General features: G+C 33.8%; 31 protein-coding genes and 2 tRNA genes. 15 read left to right on the plus strand and 18 right to left on the minus strand.

What is annotated here, in order from left to right; genetic code table 11:
* Positions 1-19: 19 nt before the first annotated feature.
* Positions 20-196: a DUF1059 domain-containing protein gene (locus NSED_RS10095; protein ID WP_014964391.1), complete on the minus strand. Its 177-nt coding sequence runs from the start codon at positions 194-196 to the stop codon at positions 20-22.
* Positions 197-279: 83 nt separating this feature from the next.
* Here NSED_RS10095 and NSED_RS01040 point away from each other — a divergent pair, with 83 nt between their 5' ends.
* Positions 280-549 carry a hypothetical protein gene (locus NSED_RS01040; RefSeq protein WP_014964392.1) on the plus strand — a complete coding sequence of 90 codons (270 nt, stop codon included), beginning with the start codon at positions 280-282 and terminating at the stop codon, positions 547-549.
* A gap of 74 nt (positions 550-623) precedes the next feature.
* On the opposite strand, the gene NSED_RS01045 is transcribed toward NSED_RS01040, so the two are convergent.
* Positions 624-995 (minus strand): hypothetical protein, encoded by a 372-nt coding sequence (locus NSED_RS01045; protein ID WP_014964393.1) that lies wholly within the window; start codon positions 993-995, stop codon positions 624-626.
* Between the two features lie 349 nt (positions 996-1344).
* On the opposite strand from NSED_RS01045, the gene NSED_RS01050 reads away from it, so the two are divergent.
* The gene (locus tag NSED_RS01050; RefSeq protein ID WP_014964394.1) at positions 1345-1704 is read left to right on the plus strand and encodes a DUF6659 family protein; all 360 of its coding nucleotides are present in this window, start codon (positions 1345-1347) and stop codon (positions 1702-1704) included.
* Here the strand turns inward: NSED_RS01050 and NSED_RS01055 are convergent.
* The 5 genes from NSED_RS01055 to NSED_RS01075 all read right to left on the minus strand — a co-directional run bounded on the left by NSED_RS01055 (position 1687) and on the right by NSED_RS01075 (position 5016).
* Complete coding sequence (locus tag NSED_RS01055) at positions 1687-2169, minus strand: Mut7-C RNAse domain-containing protein (RefSeq protein ID WP_014964395.1); 483 nt, start codon at positions 2167-2169, stop codon at positions 1687-1689. The genes NSED_RS01050 and NSED_RS01055 overlap by 18 nt on opposite strands.
* Before the next feature lie 591 nt (positions 2170-2760).
* Positions 2761-2946, minus strand: coding sequence for a membrane protein (locus NSED_RS01060; RefSeq protein ID WP_014964396.1), 186 nt, complete (start codon positions 2944-2946; stop codon positions 2761-2763).
* Between the two features lie 35 nt (positions 2947-2981).
* On the minus strand, positions 2982-3200 hold the full coding sequence (locus NSED_RS01065; RefSeq protein WP_014964397.1) for a hypothetical protein: 219 nt from the start codon (positions 3198-3200) through the stop codon (positions 2982-2984).
* A 59-nt stretch (positions 3201-3259) separates the two neighbouring features.
* Positions 3260-3979, minus strand: a complete 720-nt coding sequence (locus NSED_RS01070; RefSeq protein ID WP_014964398.1) for a cupredoxin domain-containing protein — start codon at positions 3977-3979, stop codon at positions 3260-3262.
* Between the two features lie 47 nt (positions 3980-4026).
* A complete protein-coding gene (locus tag NSED_RS01075) occupies positions 4027-5016 on the minus strand; it encodes an aldo/keto reductase (protein WP_014964399.1) in 990 nt (329 codons plus the stop codon).
* Between the two features lie 83 nt (positions 5017-5099).
* On the opposite strand from NSED_RS01075, the gene NSED_RS01080 reads away from it, so the two are divergent.
* The 3 genes from NSED_RS01080 (at position 5100) to hisS (ending at position 7588) form a co-directional block, all read left to right on the plus strand.
* The gene (locus tag NSED_RS01080) at positions 5100-5657 is read left to right on the plus strand and encodes an HD domain-containing protein (RefSeq protein WP_014964400.1); all 558 of its coding nucleotides are present in this window, start codon (positions 5100-5102) and stop codon (positions 5655-5657) included.
* Positions 5658-5712: 55 nt separating this feature from the next.
* Positions 5713-6111 (plus strand): hypothetical protein, encoded by a 399-nt coding sequence (locus NSED_RS01085; RefSeq protein WP_014964401.1) that lies wholly within the window; start codon positions 5713-5715, stop codon positions 6109-6111.
* A 193-nt stretch (positions 6112-6304) separates the two neighbouring features.
* Entirely contained in the window at positions 6305-7588 is a 1284-nt protein-coding gene (gene hisS, locus NSED_RS01090; RefSeq protein ID WP_014964402.1) for a histidine--tRNA ligase, read from the plus strand.
* Here the strand turns inward: hisS and NSED_RS01095 are convergent.
* Complete coding sequence (locus NSED_RS01095) at positions 7569-8234, minus strand: translation initiation factor IF-6 (protein WP_014964403.1); 666 nt, start codon at positions 8232-8234, stop codon at positions 7569-7571. The genes hisS and NSED_RS01095 overlap by 20 nt on opposite strands.
* Positions 8235-8362: 128 nt before the next feature.
* On the opposite strand from NSED_RS01095, the gene NSED_RS01100 reads away from it, so the two are divergent.
* The 3 genes from NSED_RS01100 to NSED_RS01110 all read left to right on the plus strand — a co-directional run bounded on the left by NSED_RS01100 (position 8363) and on the right by NSED_RS01110 (position 9685).
* Complete coding sequence (locus NSED_RS01100) at positions 8363-8872, plus strand: 4Fe-4S dicluster domain-containing protein (protein ID WP_014964404.1); 510 nt, start codon at positions 8363-8365, stop codon at positions 8870-8872.
* A 105-nt stretch (positions 8873-8977) separates the two neighbouring features.
* Positions 8978-9526, plus strand: a complete 549-nt coding sequence (locus tag NSED_RS01105; RefSeq protein ID WP_014964405.1) for a 4Fe-4S dicluster domain-containing protein — start codon at positions 8978-8980, stop codon at positions 9524-9526.
* A 75-nt stretch (positions 9527-9601) separates the two neighbouring features.
* A tRNA-Ser gene (locus NSED_RS01110) sits at positions 9602-9685 on the plus strand.
* Positions 9686-9688: 3 nt separating this feature from the next.
* Here the strand turns inward: NSED_RS01110 and NSED_RS01115 are convergent.
* Positions 9689-10639, minus strand: a complete 951-nt coding sequence (locus NSED_RS01115; protein ID WP_014964406.1) for a replication factor C small subunit — start codon at positions 10637-10639, stop codon at positions 9689-9691.
* A gap of 191 nt (positions 10640-10830) precedes the next feature.
* Between NSED_RS01115 and gins23 the strand changes: the two genes are divergently transcribed.
* From gins23 to NSED_RS01140, 5 genes are read left to right on the plus strand one after another with little or no spacing between them, the layout of a single operon-like run.
* On the plus strand, positions 10831-11361 hold the full coding sequence (gene gins23, locus NSED_RS01120; protein WP_014964407.1) for a DNA replication protein Gins23: 531 nt from the start codon (positions 10831-10833) through the stop codon (positions 11359-11361).
* Positions 11342-13429, plus strand: coding sequence for a minichromosome maintenance protein MCM (locus NSED_RS01125; protein ID WP_014964408.1), 2088 nt, complete (start codon positions 11342-11344; stop codon positions 13427-13429). The genes gins23 and NSED_RS01125 overlap by 20 nt, the downstream gene beginning before the upstream one ends.
* The gene (locus NSED_RS01130; RefSeq protein WP_014964409.1) at positions 13426-15552 is read left to right on the plus strand and encodes a DEAD/DEAH box helicase; all 2127 of its coding nucleotides are present in this window, start codon (positions 13426-13428) and stop codon (positions 15550-15552) included. Before NSED_RS01125 ends, NSED_RS01130 begins: the two co-directional genes overlap by 4 nt.
* Complete coding sequence (locus tag NSED_RS01135; protein ID WP_014964410.1) at positions 15553-16545, plus strand: MraY family glycosyltransferase; 993 nt, start codon at positions 15553-15555, stop codon at positions 16543-16545. It abuts the gene before it with no gap.
* Positions 16542-16772, plus strand: a complete 231-nt coding sequence (locus NSED_RS01140; RefSeq protein ID WP_014964411.1) for a hypothetical protein — start codon at positions 16542-16544, stop codon at positions 16770-16772. The genes NSED_RS01135 and NSED_RS01140 overlap by 4 nt, the downstream gene beginning before the upstream one ends.
* Here the strand turns inward: NSED_RS01140 and NSED_RS01145 are convergent.
* The 6 genes from NSED_RS01145 to NSED_RS01170 are packed head-to-tail and all read right to left on the minus strand — an operon-like array spanning position 16769 to position 20910.
* The gene (locus NSED_RS01145; RefSeq protein WP_014964412.1) at positions 16769-17245 is read right to left on the minus strand and encodes an acyltransferase; all 477 of its coding nucleotides are present in this window, start codon (positions 17243-17245) and stop codon (positions 16769-16771) included. The two genes, NSED_RS01140 and NSED_RS01145, sit on opposite strands and share 4 nt — an antisense overlap.
* A 4-nt stretch (positions 17246-17249) precedes the next feature.
* On the minus strand, positions 17250-17519 hold the full coding sequence (locus NSED_RS01150; protein WP_014964413.1) for a Trm112 family protein: 270 nt from the start codon (positions 17517-17519) through the stop codon (positions 17250-17252).
* A complete protein-coding gene (locus NSED_RS01155) occupies positions 17516-18451 on the minus strand; it encodes a Gfo/Idh/MocA family protein (protein ID WP_014964414.1) in 936 nt (311 codons plus the stop codon). The genes NSED_RS01150 and NSED_RS01155 overlap by 4 nt, the downstream gene beginning before the upstream one ends.
* Positions 18452-19369 (minus strand): branched-chain amino acid transaminase, encoded by a 918-nt coding sequence (locus tag NSED_RS01160; protein ID WP_014964415.1) that lies wholly within the window; start codon positions 19367-19369, stop codon positions 18452-18454.
* Positions 19370-19412: 43 nt separating this feature from the next.
* Positions 19413-20015: a nucleotidyl transferase family protein gene (locus NSED_RS01165; protein WP_026090009.1), complete on the minus strand. Its 603-nt coding sequence runs from the start codon at positions 20013-20015 to the stop codon at positions 19413-19415.
* Between the two features lie 49 nt (positions 20016-20064).
* Positions 20065-20910: a ferredoxin--NADP reductase gene (locus NSED_RS01170; RefSeq protein WP_014964417.1), complete on the minus strand. Its 846-nt coding sequence runs from the start codon at positions 20908-20910 to the stop codon at positions 20065-20067.
* A gap of 126 nt (positions 20911-21036) precedes the next feature.
* Here NSED_RS01170 and NSED_RS01175 point away from each other — a divergent pair.
* Positions 21037-21110 (plus strand) — tRNA-Ala (locus tag NSED_RS01175).
* A 1-nt stretch (position 21111) separates the two neighbouring features.
* Here NSED_RS01175 and NSED_RS01180 read toward each other — a convergent pair.
* On the minus strand, positions 21112-21648 hold the full coding sequence (locus NSED_RS01180) for a HEAT repeat domain-containing protein (RefSeq protein WP_014964418.1): 537 nt from the start codon (positions 21646-21648) through the stop codon (positions 21112-21114).
* A 115-nt stretch (positions 21649-21763) separates the two neighbouring features.
* On the opposite strand from NSED_RS01180, the gene NSED_RS01185 reads away from it, so the two are divergent.
* On the plus strand, positions 21764-22051 hold the full coding sequence (locus NSED_RS01185) for an AlbA family DNA/RNA-binding protein (RefSeq protein ID WP_026090010.1): 288 nt from the start codon (positions 21764-21766) through the stop codon (positions 22049-22051).
* A gap of 37 nt (positions 22052-22088) precedes the next feature.
* Here the strand turns inward: NSED_RS01185 and NSED_RS01190 are convergent, their stop codons facing one another.
* Together NSED_RS01190 and NSED_RS01195 are read right to left on the minus strand one after the other, a co-directional pair.
* Complete coding sequence (locus NSED_RS01190; protein ID WP_026090011.1) at positions 22089-22925, minus strand: isocitrate lyase/PEP mutase family protein; 837 nt, start codon at positions 22923-22925, stop codon at positions 22089-22091.
* Between the two features lie 85 nt (positions 22926-23010).
* Positions 23011-23520 carry a PadR family transcriptional regulator gene (locus NSED_RS01195; protein ID WP_014964421.1) on the minus strand — a complete coding sequence of 170 codons (510 nt, stop codon included), beginning with the start codon at positions 23518-23520 and terminating at the stop codon, positions 23011-23013.
* Positions 23521-23531 lie beyond the last annotated feature (11 nt).

The raw sequence follows: 23531 nt of genomic DNA on the forward strand, positions 1-23531 counted from the left end.
ATTGCCTAGTTCTGCATAGTTACACTTCTTTGATTAATGATTTAATGCCTGCAATATTTTCTGCATTGAGTTCTATCTCCTTATGATCAGATAGGACATGTTCTGTAACTTTACTCATCAATTCTTCTTCAGATTCTGCAGTTGCAGACCATGAACAGTCTTTTCCTGCATCTGAGCAGCTAATGCTTTTTACCATAAAATAATATGTTCTGAGAGATATTTATTTCATATTCAAAAATTACAGAAAGATCTAAATCAATAATATGTATCTATAATACATTGAATAAAGAAATTGAGGAGAAAATTCAATCTATAATCTTTGAAACCTTTCAAGATCAAGAATCTGAATGGATTAGTTATTTTCAGCACAAAGCAGAGCAAATGCATTTGGACAAGAAATCTTTCTTTATTGGCATGATGTATCCAATGGTCACAAAAAATCTTGAGAAAAACAATATTCACATCAGAATAAAGTCAGATTCTTGGGGAGATCATGAAAATGAGAAAATCAATTCAATGCTGATTCAATTATATGAAAAATATGTGTAATTTTTGATCATATCATTTGATTTATCTTGCTGATTAGAGTATAGCAGAATATTTTATTTGAAAAATTAAAAATATCAAGATCCCATCATGCCAACCATCTTTGGCATTTCTCGATATGATTTACTAACAAAAATATCATTATCTGCACTAATCATCACAAATTGCATAGAGTTTTCAGGAGGTGGCGAAACAATAATTTTTTGACCTGCTTTGATAGTACCCAAATCAAGAGTATCCCCATCACCAAAATTTACGCGTACATTAGTTAATGAATATGAGCCTGTGTTTTGAATTGTAACACGCCCCATTACAAACAAGCTTTGTTTGTCTAAAACTGGATCAACAAAAATATCATAATCTTGAGTAGTCACAGATAATTTTAAAATATCCATGCCAAAAATTATGCCCATTATTATAATTGCTCCAATCCCTATACCAATGATCATTGTATACTTATTCAATAATCAGATCTTATTTTTCTAATAATTAAAAATTTTATTTAGAAATAAATTTAAAATTTATTTTAAAATAGATAGTAATCAAAGCCAAGTAGTTATCCCTTGACAACTCTCTGTTGTGGCTCAAACATCAACTCTGATCCCTCAATGTTCTTACTAGTTGATTACTACCTGTGACATGTATGTAATTATGAAATAAAAATAATATCATAATGATCATGAAAATTTGTTTATTTTATTACCAAATCTTGTACGAAATTTCACATATTACATTTGGTAATATTCAATGTTGACAATTTAATTATGGTTTTAATGATAGACTACTAGTTGATAAAACATGTCTAGTGAATCCTTGAATCAAAAATGTAAACTGTTGTTGAAAGAACCTGAAATTCGTTTTGCTGGATTTTTGGACATGATGGGGAACCTTGTTGAAGGTTCATTTTCAGATGGAGTTAAGCCTCTAAAAGACGAATCAGAGAGAAAAAAAATGTTCATTGAAGCAGTTTTAAGAATTAGGACTAGGCAAGATTTTGATGAAAATCTGGGGCCAGTAGAATATGCTGCTGCAAGAAGAAAGAATGTGGTTACTTTTACTTTCTTGTATGGTGATAAAGTTCTCTTTATCTCTGCAGAACCTAATGTGGATATTGATAAAACCGCTCAAAAAATTATGCGTTTATGCTCTACGTCCTAGTTTTATCTTTTCTAGAAATTCTTGCATCTTTTTGATATGCGTTCCTTCCCAATAGATTTGATCACAGTTATTACACTTCCAAAATTTATCATTAAATTCTGAAACTTTTTGTGGGATTTTATCTGAAATATTTGATTTGTCAATTTGTGATGTTAGAGAGTTACATTTTGTGCATCTTGCTCTGTCTCCAGAAACGGCATCCAATTCTAAAGAAATTTGCTCAAGAATTTCTAAGAATTGTTCAATTTCATTTTCCTTAGTTATATGAACAGAAATTATTCCTTGCTTTTTTGCTTTTATAATTAACTCTCTGTCTTTTGAAATAATTATCCTTTGTTCGTTTTTTGCTTTTTTAATTAATTCTAAATCATCAATATTCGATTTGTATTCCGAATCATATCCAAATATTTGTAATTTTCTTGCAATATTGCCAAGCATTGCATCAACAAGAAATAACAATTTCATCTCCTTTAGATTCTGTTAGATATGAGATCTTTTTTCACAATCTCCACAATATACTCATGATGCCATAAAATGCAATAATTGAAATTATTATCACTATTACTCCTTTCGTTGAATCTTTCATAATCAAAAACAACAAATCAAATACTTTAGCTTGTTGCAAATTCTCACTTGTGTTTGCCTATAAAGCACTGCTTGCAAATTTTACTGCATACTCTTGTTTTCAAAAATACTGTTTGCTTTTCGGTTAATCTTCCATGTTGTATGAGGTTGAGCAGTTCTTCACCTTCTATAGTTTCAAAGTTTACTTTACAATCACATTCTGAACATTGACAATCAAGTATTGAGCCCAATACGATACAAACTCCAAACAATCTTAAAAATAATTAATTTTTACCTTTCAAGCCAGGATCTTCATATCTTTTCAAAATCTCCAAATTTAACCAGCAACTGTTACATGTTGTTGGCATATCTTTTACCTCTTCATGTGATAGGGTGATTCTGATGACAAATTTTACAGGTAAAATATTCTGTAATTAATTCTGACATGAGGAAATCTCACAATTATTCTAAAGCATCACTACACAATGTGAATTAGACTCCAAATGAATTGGATTTTTTCTCACATTTTGGACAATTTAGTCCTCTTGTCTCAAGGCCACATTTTCTGCAATACACATCAATCCCTGCAACATCGCGTGGATTGGTCTTTGCAATTTTTACAATCAAGATCGCTACTATCAAAACTCCTATTGCAATTCCAATGTATGCAAGTACCATGTATTCAATAGTACGTCATATCTTAAAAACTAATTTCATACAGTCAAAACATACTTGTTTGCCAAAATTCTCTTTATATCTTCTAAATATTGTCGCTTTGTGCTGCTGACAAATCTCCAACGTGCTTCCATTTCATCTTCTAATCTTTCATATACCAAATCAATCTCTTCCCCTGCATCTATCTCTCTTTTTGCAACAACCATTAGTTCTTGCAGTCGAAGTTTTTTTCTCCAAGTGTGAGCACAATCGACCATAATTTTTCTTTGAATTATTACCTAAAAGGATCACTATTCATTGGAACTGTTTTGTATAATCAAACGAAGATGTCTTTTCCAGAAATTATTTTACTACTTTTTGGTATGTCATGAATTTCAAGTTCTTCTAAATATTTCAACTGCTCTGAAACTAACTCTGAATTACCAAACGAAATCAAAATTCTATCGTTATGTCTTATCTCATAGAGATTTATGTTTGGAAAAGATTTACCATTTATCAAAAATACCATGGTGTTTTCCGAATCAGTACAGTACTCTCTTGTATCTGCTTCATACCTTAAAACAATGCATTCAGGTGTGATCTCTAGTCCAAATGACGCAAAAAGCATATCCAATGGAACATCAGTTGCGTGCTTGTGAATCAAATATGAGTTGTCATTTTCAAAATGGATGTATTTGCTTTGAATCTGAAACTGAGGATGGGAAAAATCAATTTTATCTCCGTTGATAAATACTGCCAATGCTGCATGTGCATGTTCACTTCCAAACTGTCCAACACCGTAGTGTTCTACCATCTTCTCCTCTAGCGTCTTAAATGCAGTATTATCTAAAATCTGTGAATCAATCTCACTTTGATTTAGAAAATAATATGTAAAGACTCCAGCAGCAACTAGTACAAAGGCTATTCCAAAAATGGCAAGTGCCTTGCTTTTTGATTTTAATTCTATTTCAGGTTCGAAATATGCCGAATTACTTTCATCTATTCTTCCTGGAAGACTAAAATCAGAATCTTCCTTTGGTAAAACCTTCTCAGTCAAGTAATGCTGGTAATTGTTTTATCGTATAAATTTCCATGTCTGAATTTTTATCTGTATTCTCCACCACAATCCCCAATTATATCAAACAAGTCATTTGATTTAGCAGTTATGCTGTTTATTGATGAGATGTCTTGCGAGTCTAGTTTTAGATCAAAGACTTTGGAATTGTCATCTCTATGTTCTACAATTCCAAGTCTTGCGCCTATGATTACTCCTACAACTTGTGGTTTGTCTAACACAAATCGTGTTGCAACGTTTGCGATACTACAGTTGTGTTTTTGTGCAATGTTGTTTAGCACAGATAACAACTCTTGGAACAATTGCCATCCTCCCCACACATCTATCATGTTTTTGTATTTTTGAAGACTAGCTGTGATTAGGTTGCCCCTGTGTGGCTCATCTGCTCCTAGATATTTTTCAGAGAAGAACCCTCCAAGTAATGTACCATAAGATAGAATTTGAATTCCATGCTTTGCAAAAAATGGAGCCATCAGTTTATCTGGCCTTTGATCTAAAATGGAATACTGAACTTGGTTTGAAACAATTTGATATCCTTGCTCTTTCATAATTTTCACTCGCTCAGTATCAAAGTTTGTGAGTCCAATGTGCCTGATTTTATTTTCATTTTGTAATTTTGACAAGTTATTCAATGCATCCAGATAACTTGGATCATTGTAATCCCACCAATGAAACTGAAGCAAATCAATACAGTCTGTATCCATTTTTTGCAATGACTGCTCAATATGGTGAGATACTATGCTGTTGCTCATTGGTCCTGGATTTGGAACGAATTTTGTTAATGCTTGAAATTTTCTCTCTGTTCCAATTTTTCTTCTAAATTCTCCAATTAATGATTCTGCAGGACCGTAAATGTCTGCCAAATCCCATGTTGTAAATCCTGCATCTTGATATTTTTCCATATCTTCTATTGCAGATTTTGAATCAATCTGACCGTGACCTCCTGCAACCTGCCACATTCCATTAACAATTCTGCAAATTTCAAGGTCCACCGCAAGAATTGTTTTCTCAATTTGCATGATTTGATGATATTTTTCTTTGAAATAATAGTTTACTTGGCTAATATTGAAGAAAACAATCTTAGCAATGGTAGAATATTATTTTGGATCTAGTAAGGAGTGCTGAATTATTTGCAAAAAACAAACATGCAGGACAGTTTAAAATAGATGGAATCACCCCTTATTCAAAACATCTCGATGATGTGGTGAATAGACTCAAAAGTTTGGGTGTGATTGACAAGCAATTGCTATGTGCAGGATGGCTTCATGATACAATAGAGAACACTGATACCACTTTTGATAACTTGTATGAACAATTTGAAAGTGAGATTACAGTAATAGTTTCATCACTATCTAAAGATATGACTTTGCCTAGAAAAAAACGAGAGCAAGCATATGTGATTCAACTCAAAGAAGCATCATTTAATGCAAAACTACTCAAGCTTTGTGATATTTCGGCAAACTTGAGTGATTTGAAAAACTATGAAGCATCAAAATCAAAAAAACTACGTCAAGTAAAACAAAAAAGACATTATATGAGCATCATCAAAAATGATCTGATAGGTAATCCAAACTATCCTTATGTTCAATCCCTTATAGAAAGTGCAAACTTAATTTTCATAAAGTATGGTCAAAGGCCATTATCGATTAAATCAAAATGAAACCCGCCTTGAATCTATTCAATAATCTTAAATTCTTAAATTTTATAGGAAAATTATGACTGAAAATCAAGACTCTAACATATTTGAAGAAATTAATAAAAAATATTTCACAGAACTTGAACACACAGTTCCTCATATTCAACAAACATTATTTGATTTACAAAATGAATGTTACAAATCTTGGAGACATGCAGTGGATTCAAACACCTCACTATACACAGAATTTCTGTCAAGTTCAGGATACAAAATACCAAAGGCAGCAAAAGAAATTCTAAACACAATGGGCGAAGAAACAACAAAGTATCGTACAGTATGCAACAAACTTGCAATTTCAAATATTGAATATACGAAAAATATGACTAAAACATGGAATGATAATGCAGATGCATTTGTAGAGTTGAACAGAAAAATAATGCACTACTGGCTATCTGCATTCTCTCTAAAAAGAAGCTAATCTAATATTACAACAGCAATAATTGCAACTAGACTTCCAATAATGGCAAAAACTGCCATCTTGCTTTTCTCACTCCATCCTTCTTTTACAGTTACTCTCATGTTGATATTCTCCAAATTCTTTGTGTTCAATTAAGCCTATTGCCCATTATCACAGAAATATCTAAATCACTACTCTCTAACATCTAATCATCTTGGAACTACCACGTGGAATGAAAGATTTTGAGGGTGAAGAAAATGCAAACATTGAACACATTAGGTCACATTTCAAGAAGTTATCAAATTTGTATGGATTTTCATTTATGGATCCCTCGCCAATTGAATTACTTTCTACATTGGAGACAAAATCTGGTCCTGGAATTCGTGATGAGATTTATTATTTCAAAGATAAGGGGGATAGAGAAGTGGCATTACGTTTTGACTTTACGATGGGACTCACAAGATATGCATCATCTCAGAAGTCAATGAAGCTTCCAGCAAAAATCTCAGCATTTGGTGGGGTATTTCGATATGACGAGCCACAAAAGGGAAGATACAGATACTTTCACCAGTGGGATATTGAAATTTATGGCAAAGCCAGCCTTGAATCAGAAGCTGAAATCATAGAAATTACATCTAGATTGTTTGATTCTCTGTTACTCAAAGACATCACAATTGATATCAACCATCGTAATCTTGTAGAATCTTACATCAACAAAGTATTTGATTCAAAGGATCCAGAATTAGTTGCAGATATTTTGCGTGCAGTTGACAAAATTGCAAAAAAATCAAAAGAGCAAATCCTGACGGAGTTTCAAGAGAAAGGATACGAAACTAAAAAACTAGAAAAAATTCTAGAGTTCTCACAAATCAAAGGAACTATACACGAAGTAGAAAAAGCATTTGATGTTTCCCAACTAGAATCTTGGGATGAACTCAAAGCATTAATTGACTCACTAGAGAACAGAGGAGTTTCAAACATTAGAATTAATTTCGGAATTGTGAGAGGATTAGATTACTATTCAGGAATTGTCTTTGAGGTATTTGATAAAAATTCAAAACTTGGTGCATTAGCTGGTGGAGGGAGATATGATACACTAACTAAAGCATTTGGTAGAGAAGACATTGGTGCAACAGGAGTTGCAGGTGGTGTTGAAAGAATAATGCTAACAATGCAAGAGCAAAAAATAATTCCTGAATCAAAACAAAGTAGAATTGCAGTATTATACATCAATGAAGAGATGCAAAAAGTTGCACATTCTATTACATCATTATTACGACTCAATAATATTCCAACTGACATTGATTTGGCAGGACGTAACATGAAAAAACAAATGGATATTGCAACAAATGCAAAGTTTGCAATAATTGTAGGGCCACAAGAACTAGAAAATGGAAATGTTGTTCTCAAGGATATGGTAAACGGAACCGAGGGAACTATCTCATTAGAAAAACTGACTGAAGATCCAAAATCTATTCTTAATTTAGAAACGCTCTAGTTAACATCATGATCTCAGGCCCACTAGTCAAAGAACCCACAACTACACAGTGATCATTTACCAAAATGCCTGATGATACATATGGAATACCATTATTGATTGAACACTGTTCTATTTTTACGCCTAGCACATTTGCTATGGTCTTCATGTCTTCCTCATTTGCTTCAGGATGGATGGCAGCACCTGAATTATTTGCAACAAGAACAACTCCTGTCTGATTGAACCCTGAAATTTTTTTCTGAATTACTTCTACTCCCAAAACATCTGAAATTGTTTGACAATCCTGTTTTGATAACCATGGAGATACAACTGCCCCCTTGTCATTTGCACAGATTACATTTCCAAGTGCATTAAATTTTGTATCTAGGACTCCAACTTCTAAATCAGTTTCTGCTTTCAAATAATCAAATTCATTTTGGTAAGCTGTAGTTGGTAGTAAAACTCCTTTATTGTTCATTACTGACAATGCTCCAATTAATCTTGTATTTGCAATTGCAGTGTGATGAATTTCAATATCTAGATATTTTGCAAGTTTGTCAGCTTTGGTTTTAGCAAATCCCATTGGGACTAACCCAATACTATTGTTAACACTGATGTACACTCCAAGGTTAGGTCCTCTATACACATCAAACTTGATAATATCCATATCCAGAGAATTGATCTTTGATCGTTATGAACGTAAGGAAATTCCCCTTCGTAATTGATCGATTATTCACTTATCGGCAAATTGCATATCTATCTAGCTTTAAATAATAACACCAAGAAAATTGTATCATGCCAATAGCAGAAAATTTCCCTGAAGGCCTAAAGCCACTTGGAAAAATTAGCCTCGATGATGGAAATTTCCATATCATGTGGGGTCCAGGTAAAACCAAAAACACTGATGGCTCACAAGCTGAAACATTAGCAGATGCAGATGTTGTTGCAGCATATGCAGCAAGAGGAGAAGAGCAAGTTCCTCTTGGTGTAAGCGGAACAATGGTTGCAGTAGATTGGGACTCTTGTGTTGCAGATGGTGCTTGCATTGAAGCTTGTCCAGTACAAGTTTTTCAGTGGTATAGAACCGAAAAAGATATTCCAGCAAAAGATGTTGTTGGTCAAACCTTTGCAGGAACTGGTAGTGATGTAAAAGATGAACGCAAAGATCTTACTGATAAGGCAGATCCGATCAGAGAACATGATTGTATCTGGTGTATGGCATGTGTTTCAGTATGTCCTCCAGCAGCTATCAAAGTTGATCAGTCAAATGTTGAAAAACACGAAAGTGCTGCAAAAACTTTGTAATCCTTTGAATCTAAACCTGAAAATTTTTGATTTTTATATTATTTTTGAATTTAGTCCACACTAATTTTGTCTAGCTTTAAATAATATTCTAAAATATTGTATTGTATGGCAGACTTAGTAATACCAGAAGATTTTTGTCACAACGATGTAAAACCAAAAGGAAAAACAAGCCACTCTGATGGTGAGAATTTCCATTGGATTTGGGGTGAAGGAAATCCAAATGGTGCCGCATTCTCAAACGATGATGTAAAAGCAGCCTATGAAGCAAGAGGAGAAAAACAAGTTCCTCTAGGAATTCATGGCACTACTGTTGCAGTCGATTGGGATTCTTGTGTAGCAGCTGGATCATGCATGAGTGTATGTCCAGTCCAAACATTCCAATGGTACAGAACTGAAAAAGATATTCCAGCTGAAAAATGCTTGGGAGAAACTTTTGATGGTACTGGCAAGACAGAACAAGACGAAAGATTAGATTATACAGACAAATCACAACCAATCAGAGAACATGATTGTACAGTTTGTATGGCTTGTCAAGAGATCTGTCCTGAAGGAGCAATTCGTATCGAATCTGCTAACCAAGAATGGCACGAGAAAGCAGCCGGAACATATGTACTTATGAAATCTGGTTCTGAAAACCCACACGCACACGATTAAAAAGAATTTTTTTCTTTTTTCTTATTTTTCTATTTTACCTCAACAGATTTTAACCGCTATTATCCAAGAATTTTTGCAGAGGTCGCCTAGCTCGGTAGGGCGCGGGCCTTGAGAGCCTGTGTGCGCAAGCATACGGGGGTTCAAATCCCTCTCTCTGCGTTTTTAATTTTCTACTTTAGCTAGTTCTGCTAACATTGCAGATAATTGAATTTCAGAATTTGCTCCAACTAGAACTCTATAATCATACTTTGCAATTATTTCAAGAATATCTGCAAGTTTGTCATGCTTTGATTTGAATACTGCAGAGTTTAGATATTTTAAAAAGTCTGATTCTGACATTCCATAAACTTTGATTAATTCAATCATCTTTTCTCTAGCTTCAGGTACTTTTCCAGAAAGTGCAATTTTTAGAACTTCATCAACATCAGTAGTTTTTGTCAATCCTGCAGAAGACTTTACATGCTCTTCTGTAATTGCACCAAGACTGGCAGTTGCCTGCAAAAGATTGATTGCATGTCTTAGGTCTCCTTCTGAATAATCATATATTGCTTTGAGTCCCTTTTTGTCTGATTTCACCTTCTCATTTTCGGCAATTTCTTCCAGTCTTGCAATCACGTCTTCTTCTGGAATTGATGTGAACTTGAATGTGGCACATCGACTTTGAATTGGGTCGATAATTTTTGAAATATTGTTAGCGATGAAAATGAATCTACAAATTTTTGCAGTATCTTCTATAATTCGTCTTAATGCTGTTTGAGCGTCTGCAGTCATCTCATCTGCTTCATCTAATATGATTATCTTGAAGGGTACCTCCCCCATCCCTGCAAATCTAGAGAATTTCTTTACTTTTTCTCTGACCATTCCTATACCTCTTTCATCAGATGCATTTAGCTCTAGTGTATAGTCCTTAGCATAATCTCCTAAAATCTGTCTTGAAATGCATAACGCGACTGTAGTCTTTCCAACTCCTGCAGACCCTGAAAACATCAAATGCGGCATATCTGTTGGATCTTTGATCAAAGCCTCTAGACTTCCAATAATTTCCGTTTGATTAACAACTTCAGAAAGTTTCATTGGTCGATACTTTTCTACCCACATTCCAGTTGCAATCATGTGTACCAATGACTAAATCCCTTTAATAAATCCGAATTGGTTATTGTGATATCCTATATCTTAAAATCAAAACTGTGCATAATCATGCCCGATCAGCCTGTGATTAATTAGGATCAATTGATCTCACTAAATTGTTAACAGAATTGATCGATCCGGTACTTGAGGATCTAAATCAGATTAAGTGATCTCAAATGGAAATAGATAAAATAGAAAAAGTTCATTCGATTGGATACCGCCTAAAGGATGCTAAGGTTACGATAAATAGAGATTTCAAGTATAATGTGGCTGGAATGAAAATTGAAGGCACACAAGGTGATACAAACAATATGCCTCAATGGATAGGAAAAATTCTTACAGATAACAAAATTGGCACATTAGATTCTCCAGACATGATCACTCAATTAAAACAAGCACTATCTAAAGAAAAGATGGTTGGAGAATATCAAATCTCTACACTTGATCCTCACTTTTACATTAAACTAAAAGAATCCATGAAAGAATTGAATCGCGATGATTTTGATAAAGTTGAAAGTATGATGTTGGAATTGTTTAGAATGAGAAGAGGCAAACTAGTGAAGATTGCAGACTCTATCAAACTAAACTCAGAACTATACAACAAACTAACTGTTGAGGAGAATGTTTTCTACAAAACAATCCATGATAACAGTATAGAGTTTGAAAAACAAATAAGAGGAGAAAGAAATGAGCACAGCTCAAGCTAGCACATTTACTGATTCTGCATTATCTGACAAGGTAAAAGAATTCTTAACTCGCTTCAAAGATAGAGATGGCAACTACAAGTATGTAGATGCCATCGACGAGATGATGCCAAAGAATGCAAAGTATATCATCGTTGATTACAATGATTTGGTTATAGAGCCACAAATTGAAGCAATCTTCTCACAAAATCCTGATAGAATATTTGATGCTTTTTCAAGAGCAATCAAAGAAGCATTACAAACAAGATTTCCAGAGTATGCAGAAAAAATCAAAGATGAAGTTCGTGTAAGACTAATCAATTTCCCATTAGAACGAAGTCTGAGACAAATCAATGCTGAAACAATTGGAAAAATCACCAGTGTTTCTGGAATGGTGGTTCGTGCATCTGAAGTAAAACCCCTTGCAAAGGAACTAGTCTTTGTATGTCCTGATGAACACCCAACAAAAGTAATCCAACTAAAAGGAATGGATGTTAAAATGCCCATTGTCTGTGATAATCCGTCTTGTAAACACCGTGACTTTGAATTAAAACCAGAAGCAAGCAAGTTTATTGATTTTCAAATTCTAAGATTACAAGAACTTCCTGAGGATTTGCCCCCTGGACAACTACCTCATTACATCGACGTCACAACTAGGCAGGATTTAGTTGACAATTCAAGGCCAGGAGATCGAATAATTCTTACTGGTGTGGTGAGAGTAGAGCAAGAATCAGTTGCTGGAGTTCAAAGAGGACACAGTGGATTGTACCGATTAAGAATTGAAGGAAACAATATTGAATTTCTAAGTGGACGTGGTTCCAAAACTGACAGAAAAATTGGCAGAGAAGAAATTTCCCCTGAAGAAGAGAAACTAATTAAATCTCTTAGTCAAAGCTCAGATGTTTATCAAAGATTGATAGATTCATTTGCTCCCCATATCCAAGGTCAATCATTAATCAAAGAGGCTATTCTGTTACTAATTGTTGGCTCCAACCAGAGACTACTTGGTGATGGAAGCAAGATTAGAGGAGACATTAACGTATTTCTTGTAGGAGATCCCGGTACTGCAAAATCTGAGATGCTAAAGTTTTGTGCAAGAATTGCACCAAGAGGTTTGTATACATCTGGTAGAGGTTCTACAGCTGCAGGACTTACAGCTGCTGTAGTTAGAGACAAAACAGGAATTATGATGTTAGAAGCAGGTGCTGTTGTATTAGGTGATCAAGGTCTTGTAAGTATAGATGAATTTGACAAGATGAAACCCGAAGACAGAAGTGCATTACACGAAGTTATGGAACAACAATCTGCAAGTATTGCAAAAGGAGGTATTGTAGCTACACTAAATGCCAGAACTTCAATTTTAGCTGCAGCAAACCCCATGTATGGAAAATATGATCCTTTCAAAAATATTACAGAAAATGTAAATCTTCCAATTCCGCTTCTTACAAGATTTGACTTGATATTTGTTGTAAGAGATATTCCAACTAAAGAAAGAGATATGCAAATTGCAAAACACATTATTCGAAGAAACACAACACAAGGTACTGATAAAAAATCAGTCATTGAAGTTGATTTGTTAACAAAATATCTATCATATGCAAAACGTGGGGAACCCGAATTGACACAAGAGGCAGAAGCCAAAATACTGGATTATTATCTACAGATGAGAAATGTAGAATCTGAAGAAATGATTACCGTTACTCCTAGACAATTGGAAGGAATTATTCGACTCTCTACTGCAAGAGCAAGATTACTCATGAAAGATAAGGTAGAGGAGGAAGATGCCGAGCGTGCAATATTCCTAATTCAGAGTATGCTTCAAGATGCAGGAGTTGATGTCAATACTGGTAAAGTAGATCTTGGAGTGTTACAAGGAAAACCAAGAAGTGAGGTTTCAAAGATGCAATTGTTTATGGATGTACTAAAAGGTCTTGAAGGAGACAACAAGGTTCCAGTAGAAGAGAAAATCTTTGTTAAAGAACTAGAAAAGAGTGAGAAATTCACAGAAGAAGAGGCAAGAAACTATATCAGAAGAATGCTCAGAGAAGCATCTATTTATGAATCAAAACCCGGTCACTATAACCGAGTATGAACATAGAGAAACTAAAACTTCCTGAATCTGCAATTGAATTTTTAAAATCACAAGGTTTTGAAAAATTATATCCGCCACAGGCTGATAGTGTAAAATCTGGATTATTAGATGGAAAAAGCATTCTAGTTTCAGCTCCTACTGCAAGTGGAAAAACTTTGATAGCGATGCTTGCAATGTTGAGTTATCTATATAAAAACAAAGGAAAGATAATTTATCTCAGTCCATTGCGAGCACTAGCTGCTGAAAAATTTGCAGAATTCAAAAAATTAGAAAAAATTGCTTTAGGAAATAAAATAAAGGTAGCAATATCAACAGGTGATTTTGAAAATATTGAAAAAAATCTAGAGAAAAGCAACGTGTTGATTTTAACAAATGAAAAAATGGATTCTATCATTCGACATGGTGTTGAATGGGTTGACGATATAGGATTAGTAATTTCTGATGAAGTACATTTGATTGGAGATGAAAGTAGAGGTCCTACACTTGAGATGATTCTGACTCAACTAAAACTGTTGGAAACAAAACCACAAATTGTTGGTCTTAGTGCAACGATAACTAATTCCGATGAAATTGCAGATTGGCTCGAATGCAAACTAGTAAAAAATGACTGGAGACCTGTTCCGTTATCAGAAGGGGTATGTGATGCCGGTGAAGTTACAATGAATGATGGTAAAACCTTTGAAGTTGAGCGTAGTTTGAGGGGAACCCCAATTGATCTAGGCGTACAATCAGTACAACAAGGAGGTCAATCACTGGTTTTTGCCGAGACTAGAACTCGCTCAAAATCCCTTGCAACAAAAGCAGCTGATGCAATCTCACAAATTCTTGAAAAAAAAGAAATTTCGGAACTTGAAAAAACATCAAAAAAACTTCTAGCTGAAAACGAACATACTGAATTAGTGAAAACTTTGGCTTTACTTGTAAAAAAAGGAGTTGCGTTTCACCATGCAGGATTAAATCAAAAGTGCAGAGAAACAATAGAGGCGGAATTTCGTAAAGGAACAATTAAACTATTGTCATCAACTCCTACACTAGCTGCAGGTGTCAATCTTCCTGCAAGAAGAGTTGTCATTTCAAATGTAAATAGATACAATGCAAAAGTTGGAGCAAACAGACCAATCAGTATTTTAGAATATAAACAGCTTTGTGGAAGAGCTGGAAGACCACAATATGATGATTATGGGGAATCAATTATTGTTGGAAATGGTAACACTGATGATCTGATTGAATATTACATTAATGGAGAACCTGAACCAATTGAATCAAAAATTACTGATGACAAATCTTTGCGAACTCATATTTTGAGTGTGATAGTCACACATCCTGGAATTAAAAAAGAAGAGATTCTGGAATTCTTTTTACAAACACTAGGAGGATTGCAATCAAGAAAACCTACATTAAAATTTGCAATTGACATTTCATTACGTTTCCTTTCTAGCAAATTCCTGATAATTAAAAAAGGTGAAAGATATGCTGCAACTGAATTTGGAAAAAAGACATCAATGTTGTACATCGATCCTTTAACTGCCACATACTTTAGAGATTCAATTGAAAATGTTTCCCAAGAAAGAAAACATACTTTTGGATTTTTACATCTAATCACAAACTGTAAAGAATTTTTCCCAAAATTTGCCCTTAGACAAAAAGATTATGAGACTGCCAGTTTAATGATTGAGAATAATTCATCTGAATTACTAGAGCCTATTTCAGAATATGACTGTTCACGCAGTCTATTGGCTTTACAATACTGGATTACTGAATCCACTGAATTATCACTATCTGACAGTCTTGGAATCGAATCTGGAGACATGCACAGAATGACTGAAAATGCTAATTGGCTATCTTATTGTTTGAGAGAAATTTCTAAGCACGTAGAGAGGGTTGATTTACTCCAAGAATTGGGTGATTTAAGAAATAGAGTGGTTTATGGCATAAGGGAGGAGTTACTTGATTTGGTGAGAGTTAAGGGGATTGGAAGAGTAAGAGCTAGAATTCTTTTTAAAAATGGGATCAAAAACCTGGATGATTTGAGGAAAATTCCTGTGAATAAATTGGCAGAAATTGATAAAATTGGTTCAACCATTGCGGATAACATAAAGGCTGAGTTACGAAAGGTTAGATAATTGATTGATTTACTGATTCCAGCTATCGTTTCATGCATTGTAGCGTTTGTTGTGGTGTTTGTGATGACTCCTCCACTAATCAAATTTTTAGAACAAAAAAATTTTGCAGTAAAAGACATGAACAAAAAAGAAGATGTAATGGTAGTAAGACCTGGTGGTCCTGCCATCATTGCAGGAATTATTATATCCGAAATTATTCTTTATGCATTTTTACAAATGAATGAAATTCTTGCTATACTAATTACAACATCTGTTGCGTTTGTAATTGGATATGTTGATGATAGAAAAGTAATGAGTGGATGGTTTAAACCTGTTGCACTTGCAATAGCTGCAATTCCAATCATTGTATTGGGTACATATGATACTAATCTTGCATTTCCATTGTTTGGAACAGTACAAATTCCTGTATTGTATATTGCATTAATTATTTTTATGATCCCCATAACTGGAAATACCATTAACTCCATTGATGTCCTAAACGGAGTTGCAAGTGGGTTTATGGTAATTGCAAGTTTCTCATTATCTCTTTGTTTATTTATTGTACAAAACTATGAAATTGCGGTTGTAAGTTTACCGCTTGGATTTGTTTCGTTAGCTTTTTACAAATATCATAAAGTTCCAAGCAAGATTTTTCCTGGAGATTCAGGAGCTCTAACTTTGGGTGCAATGTATGGCGCTATTGCAATTGTTGGTGGCATAGAAATTATCGCAGCAGTTGCTTTGTTACCTGCAGTAATTAACTCCTTTTTGTTCCTATCAAGCGTTAAACGAGTTGTAGAACATAGGCAAATCAAGGGAAAACCTGTAGATCATACTGAAGATTTCAAATTAAAGGCAACTAATGACAAGAAAGCACCTGTGACTCTGGTGAGACTAATTCTTGCAGGTGGCCCTATGTCTGAAAAACAAGTAGGGATTGCAATTTTCAAACTGGCAACATTTTCAGGAATTTTGGCAGTGATAACCGCATTAATGATGGGTGTATCACTTTGAAGTCAGGACTTTTTGGATTTTTGTTTGCAATGTGGTGTTTGATCATTGTTGGAGGCGGAATAGTAGTATTACTTCTTGGACCAATTTCAATTTCTGGATTTGGAGAACTTGATTGGTTTATTTCATCTTTGATTAAAGCTATAATTGCACTGATACTAGTTGTAATTTGGATTTTAATTTTATCTAAAATAAAAAACTGGATGTTCAAAAAAGAAATTAAACTTTAACTTTCCTTCCACTGTCTTTGCTTTTTGTTGTATTCCTCTCTTGTGTATCTAATTGAAGCCGGAGATCCCATCACAACAGAATTTTCAGGTACATCTCTTGTCACAATTGCACCCATTGCAACTACACTGTTTCTTCCTATAGTTACACCTGCTTTGATTACTGCACGTGCACCAATAACTGCATTATCCTCAATCGTGACTCCTATCATTTTATCACACATTGGATAAGGATCATTTGTCAATACTGCAGCTGGACCAATGAAAACATTTTTTCCAATTCTGGAAAGAGGTGGAATGTATGCTTGACCTTCAATCTTTGTATTTTCACCAATTTTTACATCGTAATCAATATGTGCAAGAGAACCAATCTTGACGTTATCTCCTAGTTCTACGTCATCACCAACATATGAAAAATGCCAAATCTGAACATTTTCACCAATTTTTGCTTTTTCTGAAATAAAATTAGTGACCATTATCTCACAAGTGCCATGGGTTTGCCTTTGTAATAATTTTTTCAGGCAATTGATCTTTGAACTTTTTTAGAAATTCCATTTCTTGCTTTTTATCCCTTAGTTCATCAGGAAGCATGATTGGAATTTCTTCGATTATTGGAAAGAATCTAGAACATTTTAGGCAAAATATTGCACCTTCTGAAACGATGCCCCCTTTTTCCTTTATCTCAAATAACTCTAAAGGATAACTTTTGTCAATTGGACACGCCAAAATATTCATCATTGTTTTGTTCATTTTAGATCCAGATAGATTGGGATTCCCTTTTGACTAGATAAAAGTGCAGCTTCTGCAATCTTTGTAACATTTACTGCCTCTTGTGATTTTACTACCTGTTCATTCTTTCCTTTGACAGCTCCTAGAAAATTTTGAATTTCAAGTAATAATGGCTCTTGTTTTTCATTTGTAATGATTTCTGATTCTTCATCTTTTTCTATAGTGATCTCTTGAGTGATAAAATCCGATGAAATTATTGCATCAGTACAAACTGCATTGAATTTTCTTATTTTTTTTGGTGTAATCCAATTTGATGAAATAATTGCAACTTTGTCATTTTTATATCCTAACATAATGCTTGCAAAATCTTCATGTTCATGTTTTATTTTTCCTGCTCTTGCAAATACCACTTGTGGCATATCATCAAACAACCAATTTGCAGTATCAATATCATGTACTGATGTGTCATAAATAATTCCCACATCTTTGATATGTAGAGGCATTCTGTTTTCTCTGTGAAATTCAAGCATTACTAAATCTCCATATTTTTTGTCTTTGACCATTTTTTTAACAAGATCCACTGCAGGATTGAATCTTTCAATATACCCACAAGTAAGAATTACTTTATTTTTTTCTGCAAGTTTTGCAAGATCCTGACCTTCTTCTGATTTGTAAGTCATTGGTTTTTCTACAAATACATGTTTTTTTGCCCCAAGTAATTTTTTAGCAATTTCTGTGTGAGTTGATGTTGGAGTGACTACAAAAGCACCATCGAATTCTTCCACATCTAGTAATTCATCTAATGAATCATAGTGATTAACTGAATATTTTTCTCCATATTCTTTACTTTTTTGAGCATCTGCATCACATACAGCTACTAGTACTCCTAACTGCGATAAAATCCTAGTATGATTTTTACCCCATCCCCCTGTTCCAATCTGAATAATTTTCATCTAATATACCTCAGTTAACCAATGAGAATATTCATCATTTTTGTTCATTACTATCTCTGAATACTCTTCCATCATCTTTTTTGTAATGTCTCCGGGTCTTCCGTTTCCAATTTGTTTTGAATCCATCTTTATGATGGGTGTGATCTCTGCTGCTGTACCTGTCAAGAAAATTTCTTCAGATGTCGTTAATTCACTTCTTGTAATATCTCGTTCAATAACATCCAAATCCAAATCTTTTCCAATTTTGATTATCGCATCACGAGTAATTCCTTCTAATGCAGATGATGCAAGTGACGGAGTGATTAATTGACCCTCTCTTACTATGAAGATATTTTCACCTGGTGCTTCACTTACATTCCCATTATGATCAAGCAAAATTGCTTCATCGAACCCATTTCGCTTTGCTTCTTGTGTGGCAATAATGGAATTTAGATAATTTCCTCCCATTTTTGCTTGTGGGGGTGTTGACATGTCTGAGAATTTTCTCCAAGATACCACACCGGCAGTAATTCCATTTTTGTTAAACAAATCTCCAAAAGGAAATGTAAAGATAGCAACAGACGTTGGTGCTTTTTCAGTAACATGCAGATTAATTCCATAATCGCCTACAAAATAAAATGGTCTAATGTAACAAGATTTCTTCATTTTATTTTTTTTACAAATACCAATAACTGCATCAGTAATTTCTTGATCTGAGAAATTAAGTGAAATGTTATAAAACTGCCCTGATCTTCTAAATCGTTTTACATGTTCATCTAGTCTAAACACATTAAGATTTTTTCCATTCCAATATGCTCTAATTCCTTCAAAGATTGATGTTCCATAATGAATTGCGTGGGTTGTAATTGGAACTTGAGCTTTTTCTGTAGGGACATACTTTCCATCAAACCAGACATATTTTGATAATGGAAGTTTCATAGGAAACTTTTATTGGATGTGTATTAATCTATTTTGAATCTCTTTATTTTGAATAACCTTCTTTAGGAAATTTCATTCCTACAATTCTTGTCGTTTGATCTTCCTCATTTGCAAACTTTTCAACCGTCTCCCATTCATCCTCAATTATTTTGATAATTATCTCTGGAACATCCTTTTTCCATGATGATTTTTTTCCAAGAGCTGCATCATACAATTTTTCTTTAACAGATGTGGCCGAAAGTGATTTCCTCTCACCAATTTTTGGTCTTAATCTATACATTTTCAACATATATCCTTCAGCCTTGTCACCTGTATATGAAAAATAATCTCCCTCAACTCCGTCAAGTATTTGTTTTCTTAATTTCCATGATTTCCTTCTTACTAATGGTGGTAAGTATTTTTTAAACGGTGCTTGAAATGCGTAGTCATCAGTAATTTTGATTGAATCTCCAAAAATCGCCTTTAGCATTTTCTTTCTAGATTCAAAATTAAATGGGAAGCTCTTACTGTTGATTTCTCTTTTGCCATCCTTGAAAACAACTGGCATAACTTTGACGATATCTGCTTGTTTTTTTAATTCTGTAATAATTTCAACATGCGCATTTGTCACTGGATTTAGATGTGCAAGATAAAGTGCTGTAATCAATTGCATCACCTAAATAATTCTCATATTTCAATGATTGATTTTTAAAATTCTATCCGTATGATTCGTATTTGACTTCAAAGCTTCCATCTTCACGCTTATCATGTTCTGTAACAAATCCTTTGGGATTCAAAAAGTCCATTACACCATCAATGGTTCCTTGCCATCCACAAACATAGAAGATTGTGTTTTCTTTGGTAATCTTTTCACCAATTAATTCTTCTAATGGGGAAAGCTCTCCTTCTCTTGGTCTTAGGAATGTTTCAACTCTTCCTACTTGGCCTGCCCATGATCTGTTAAACCATTCCTGTGGTCTACTGATTGCAGCCCTATATCTGAAATTCCATTGATCTTTGCCTCTTGCAATACTCTCATTTTCAAGATTGGTTAGCAAATCTTTGTAACTTAATTCATCAACATAACTTGCTCCATGCAAAACTATAATCTCTCGTTTATCTCCTATGTCATGAAGATGCTGTGCAAAGCTTACAAATGGTGCTAAACCGGTTCCTCCGCCAATACAAACAATTCGTCTGTTATCTTTTTCACCATTTGTTAATTCTTCATTGATCAGTAAAGCTCTACCTGTTGGTTTTAACCAAAGGATTTCATCTCCTTCTTTGATATTGAAAATTTGTGTAGTTAATCTTCCCGGTAATGGTTTTCTTACCCATCTGATTACTAACTCGATGTAATCTCTATTTTCTGGATGTGATGCTATTGAATATGCTCGTCTAACAATTTTTCCGTTTTCTACAGGATTTGGTAATCCTAATGTGATGAATTGACCCGCTTTGTATTCTGGAACAGGACCATCTTTTGGAACTAATCTGATGATTACAAGATCTTCTTTCAATAGTTGTACATAAGTAACAGTTGCTTTGTTATCTACGACCATAACGATTCAATCATGATTTGAGACTTTAAATATATTGTGTTAATTTCATAACTCGATTATATTCTAGACCGCTAAACGTTAATAACCAATTTTAAAAACGTAATTCAATCAGAATTCTGATTAATTGGGCCGGTCGTCTAGTCCGGTAGGATAGGTGCATGGCATGCATCGGATCGAGGGTTCAAATCCCTTCCGGTCCACTTATCTTTTTATTAATAAAATCATTTTTTCAATTTCAGAATCTTTTTCTTTAAAACATTCATTAATTTTTTCTTCTGAAATTATAATCTCTAGATCAATGATTGCTTGTAATGCACTTTTCTTTACTTCTAGGTTAGAATCTGATAATGCCTCTATGAAAACATCTTTAGCTTCTCTAGCTTTTAGATATCCTAATGCTCCAAGTGCACATGATCTAACCATTGATCGTTCATCTTTTACTAACTTGATTATTTCAGGAATAGCTAATCTTTCATTTCTATTTGCTAGTACTAGTGATGCAAAACCTCTGATATTTTTATTTGCAGCATTTAAGCTATTAATTAAAAACTTTGAGATTTTATTTTTATTTGATACAAGCGAACTGAACGCTTCACCTCTAACTTCTATATCATCATCATCTAATTTTGAAATTATTTTTTCTAAAATCTCTGGAGTATCTGCATCCTCCAAAGTCTGTAATATTTTGATTTTTTCTTTACTACTTCCTGATTCTAAAACTTTTGAAATATTTTCCAAGTTCGATCCAAATTACTTATTTCTAGTTAATAATGGTTCAAATTTTTCAAATATTTTTAATTTTGTTAGAAAATATCCTTTTAGCTTTAAATTATCCTTAAATACCAAAATTTACATGTCAAATGAAACAAGAGATACCGTATTCATTGGTAAGAAACCATTGATGGCATATGTAACATCAACGCTAATTCAATTGGCAAACTTACCATCCGTCAACATCAAAGCTAGAGGACTCAGCATTGGACGTGCTGTCGATGTAGCTCAAATCATTGCAAGAAAAACAGAAAATGCAGGCTACTCTATCGGAGAAATAAAAATTGGCTCAGAATCATTAGAGTCACAAGACGGTAGAACAAGAAACGTTTCAACAATAGAAATTGAAGTAAAGAGAAATACAAATTAACTGTACTTTACTTGAAATTTTTTATTTTATCATTTCTCTAATTTTTATATTTTCTTTCCATCTTTCTAAATTTTGGAAGTTCAACCAAGTCATTAAACTGATCAAAATTTACAACTTTTTGTTTATACTTTGATGTATTTCCTGTATTCTTTAATTCTTGTAAAATATTCATTGTTGCAAATGTATTTGCATACAAAACTGACAATGGATACAAAATAATATTGAATCCCATTTTGCTTAATACTTCAGAAGAGCTTAACGGTGTAGCTCCACCTTCAATCATGTTTGCAACTAATGGTGCATTGATCTCCTTACCAATTTTTTTCATCTCATCTATTGATCTTGGAGCTTCAACAAAAACTGCATCTGCACCTGTCTTCTTATTTTGTTTTCCTCGTTGAATTGCTTCATCTAATCCTTTTGTTGCGCGTGCGTCTGTTCTTGCAACAATCATGAACTCTTTACTTTCTCTTGCATCAATAGCAGCTGACAGTTTTTCTGTATATTCTTCCTGAGATACAACATCTTTTCCTTGCATATGTCCACATCGTTTAGGCCATTTTTGATCCTCTAGAAAAATGCCTGATGCACCTGCTGATTCTAACTCTTTTACTAATTTCCATACGCTTAGTGCATTACCATATCCTGTATCTGAATCAACAATAACTGGGACTGAAACAGATCTGCAAATTCTTCTAGCATTATCTACAGTTTCAGCAGCTCCGATAAATCCATAATCTGGCATTCCAAACAATGTTGCGGATGTACCATATCCTGTTTGAAACATCGCATCAAATCCTACTTTTTGAGCAATTTTTGCACCTAATGCATCATAAACTCCTGGAATAACAAGTGGTTTTTTTGATTTTAACATGCTTTTCAATTTCTTCATAATTTCATTCATTGTCTGAATTATTTATGATTTTAATTGGCAGTATTTTCTATGATGCTATTTTTTATTATTCGATCTTGATTTCTTTTCCTTTCTTCTTTACATCTTTTTCTTGAACTTTTTTTAATTCTGATTCCAAAAATTGTTTGTATTTTTTTGTCTCCTCGTCAGTCATGTTGGCAAAATTTGAACTAAGAATAGATCCCATGGCAGAAATCTTCTCTAATAGATCAATTGCGACAAATCTCCCTACATTGCCTAGTCTGAATAACACTTCTAGTTGTTTCTTAACGATGTCATTTACCTTATCTACATCATCTGCAGTGTCTTTTCCTTTTTTTGTTAGTTGATATTTTCCATCCTTAGTTTCTTCAATTAGCCCTTCATCTAGTAATCTTCCTAACAAGGGATAGATCAACCCAGGTGATGGTTTCCAAATACCGTTACTTTGTTCCACTGCATAATCAATTATTTCCTTTCCTGTATGAGGTGTTTTTTTCAATAATTCTAAAATAAAATATCTCGAAAATCCTCTAGGGATTGAGCTTCCTACTCTTTGAAACCATTCAGAAATCATCACTAGTGATA

This window comes from Candidatus Nitrosopumilus sediminis, assembly GCF_000299395.1.
In the GTDB taxonomy this organism is placed as follows: Archaea; Thermoproteota; Nitrososphaeria; order Nitrososphaerales; family Nitrosopumilaceae; genus Nitrosopumilus; species Nitrosopumilus sediminis.

Bases quoted from the DNA above. Each gene is read 5' to 3' on its own strand.
- NSED_RS10095 (WP_014964391.1), bottom strand. From the start codon at position 196: ATGGTAAAAAGCATTAGCTGCTCAGATGCAGGAAAAGACTGTTCATGG.
- NSED_RS01045 (WP_014964393.1), bottom strand. From the start codon at position 995: ATGATCATTGGTATAGGGATTGGAGCAATTATAATAATGGGCATAATT.
- NSED_RS01050 (WP_014964394.1), top strand. From the start codon at position 1,345: ATGTCTAGTGAATCCTTGAATCAAAAATGTAAACTGTTGTTGAAAGAA.
- NSED_RS01055 (WP_014964395.1), bottom strand. From the start codon at position 2,169: ATGAAATTGTTATTTCTTGTTGATGCAATGCTTGGCAATATTGCAAGA.
- NSED_RS01060 (WP_014964396.1), bottom strand. From the start codon at position 2,946: ATGGTACTTGCATACATTGGAATTGCAATAGGAGTTTTGATAGTAGCG.
- NSED_RS01065 (WP_014964397.1), bottom strand. From the start codon at position 3,200: ATGGTCGATTGTGCTCACACTTGGAGAAAAAAACTTCGACTGCAAGAA.
- NSED_RS01075 (WP_014964399.1), bottom strand. From the start codon at position 5,016: ATGCAAATTGAGAAAACAATTCTTGCGGTGGACCTTGAAATTTGCAGA.
- NSED_RS01085 (WP_014964401.1), top strand. From the start codon at position 5,713: ATGACTGAAAATCAAGACTCTAACATATTTGAAGAAATTAATAAAAAA.
- NSED_RS01095 (WP_014964403.1), bottom strand. From the start codon at position 8,234: ATGGATATTATCAAGTTTGATGTGTATAGAGGACCTAACCTTGGAGTG.
- NSED_RS01100 (WP_014964404.1), top strand. From the start codon at position 8,363: ATGCCAATAGCAGAAAATTTCCCTGAAGGCCTAAAGCCACTTGGAAAA.
- NSED_RS01105 (WP_014964405.1), top strand. From the start codon at position 8,978: ATGGCAGACTTAGTAATACCAGAAGATTTTTGTCACAACGATGTAAAA.
- NSED_RS01115 (WP_014964406.1), bottom strand. From the start codon at position 10,639: ATGATTGCAACTGGAATGTGGGTAGAAAAGTATCGACCAATGAAACTT.
- gins23 (WP_014964407.1), top strand. From the start codon at position 10,831: ATGGAAATAGATAAAATAGAAAAAGTTCATTCGATTGGATACCGCCTA.
- NSED_RS01125 (WP_014964408.1), top strand. From the start codon at position 11,342: ATGAGCACAGCTCAAGCTAGCACATTTACTGATTCTGCATTATCTGAC.
- NSED_RS01130 (WP_014964409.1), top strand. From the start codon at position 13,426: ATGAACATAGAGAAACTAAAACTTCCTGAATCTGCAATTGAATTTTTA.
- NSED_RS01145 (WP_014964412.1), bottom strand. From the start codon at position 17,245: ATGGTCACTAATTTTATTTCAGAAAAAGCAAAAATTGGTGAAAATGTT.
- NSED_RS01150 (WP_014964413.1), bottom strand. From the start codon at position 17,519: ATGAACAAAACAATGATGAATATTTTGGCGTGTCCAATTGACAAAAGT.
- NSED_RS01155 (WP_014964414.1), bottom strand. From the start codon at position 18,451: ATGAAAATTATTCAGATTGGAACAGGGGGATGGGGTAAAAATCATACT.
- NSED_RS01160 (WP_014964415.1), bottom strand. From the start codon at position 19,369: ATGAAACTTCCATTATCAAAATATGTCTGGTTTGATGGAAAGTATGTC.
- NSED_RS01170 (WP_014964417.1), bottom strand. From the start codon at position 20,910: ATGGTCGTAGATAACAAAGCAACTGTTACTTATGTACAACTATTGAAA.
- NSED_RS01185 (WP_026090010.1), top strand. From the start codon at position 21,764: ATGTCAAATGAAACAAGAGATACCGTATTCATTGGTAAGAAACCATTG.
- NSED_RS01190 (WP_026090011.1), bottom strand. From the start codon at position 22,925: ATGTTAAAATCAAAAAAACCACTTGTTATTCCAGGAGTTTATGATGCA.
- NSED_RS01195 (WP_014964421.1), bottom strand. From the start codon at position 23,520: ATGATTTCTGAATGGTTTCAAAGAGTAGGAAGCTCAATCCCTAGAGGA.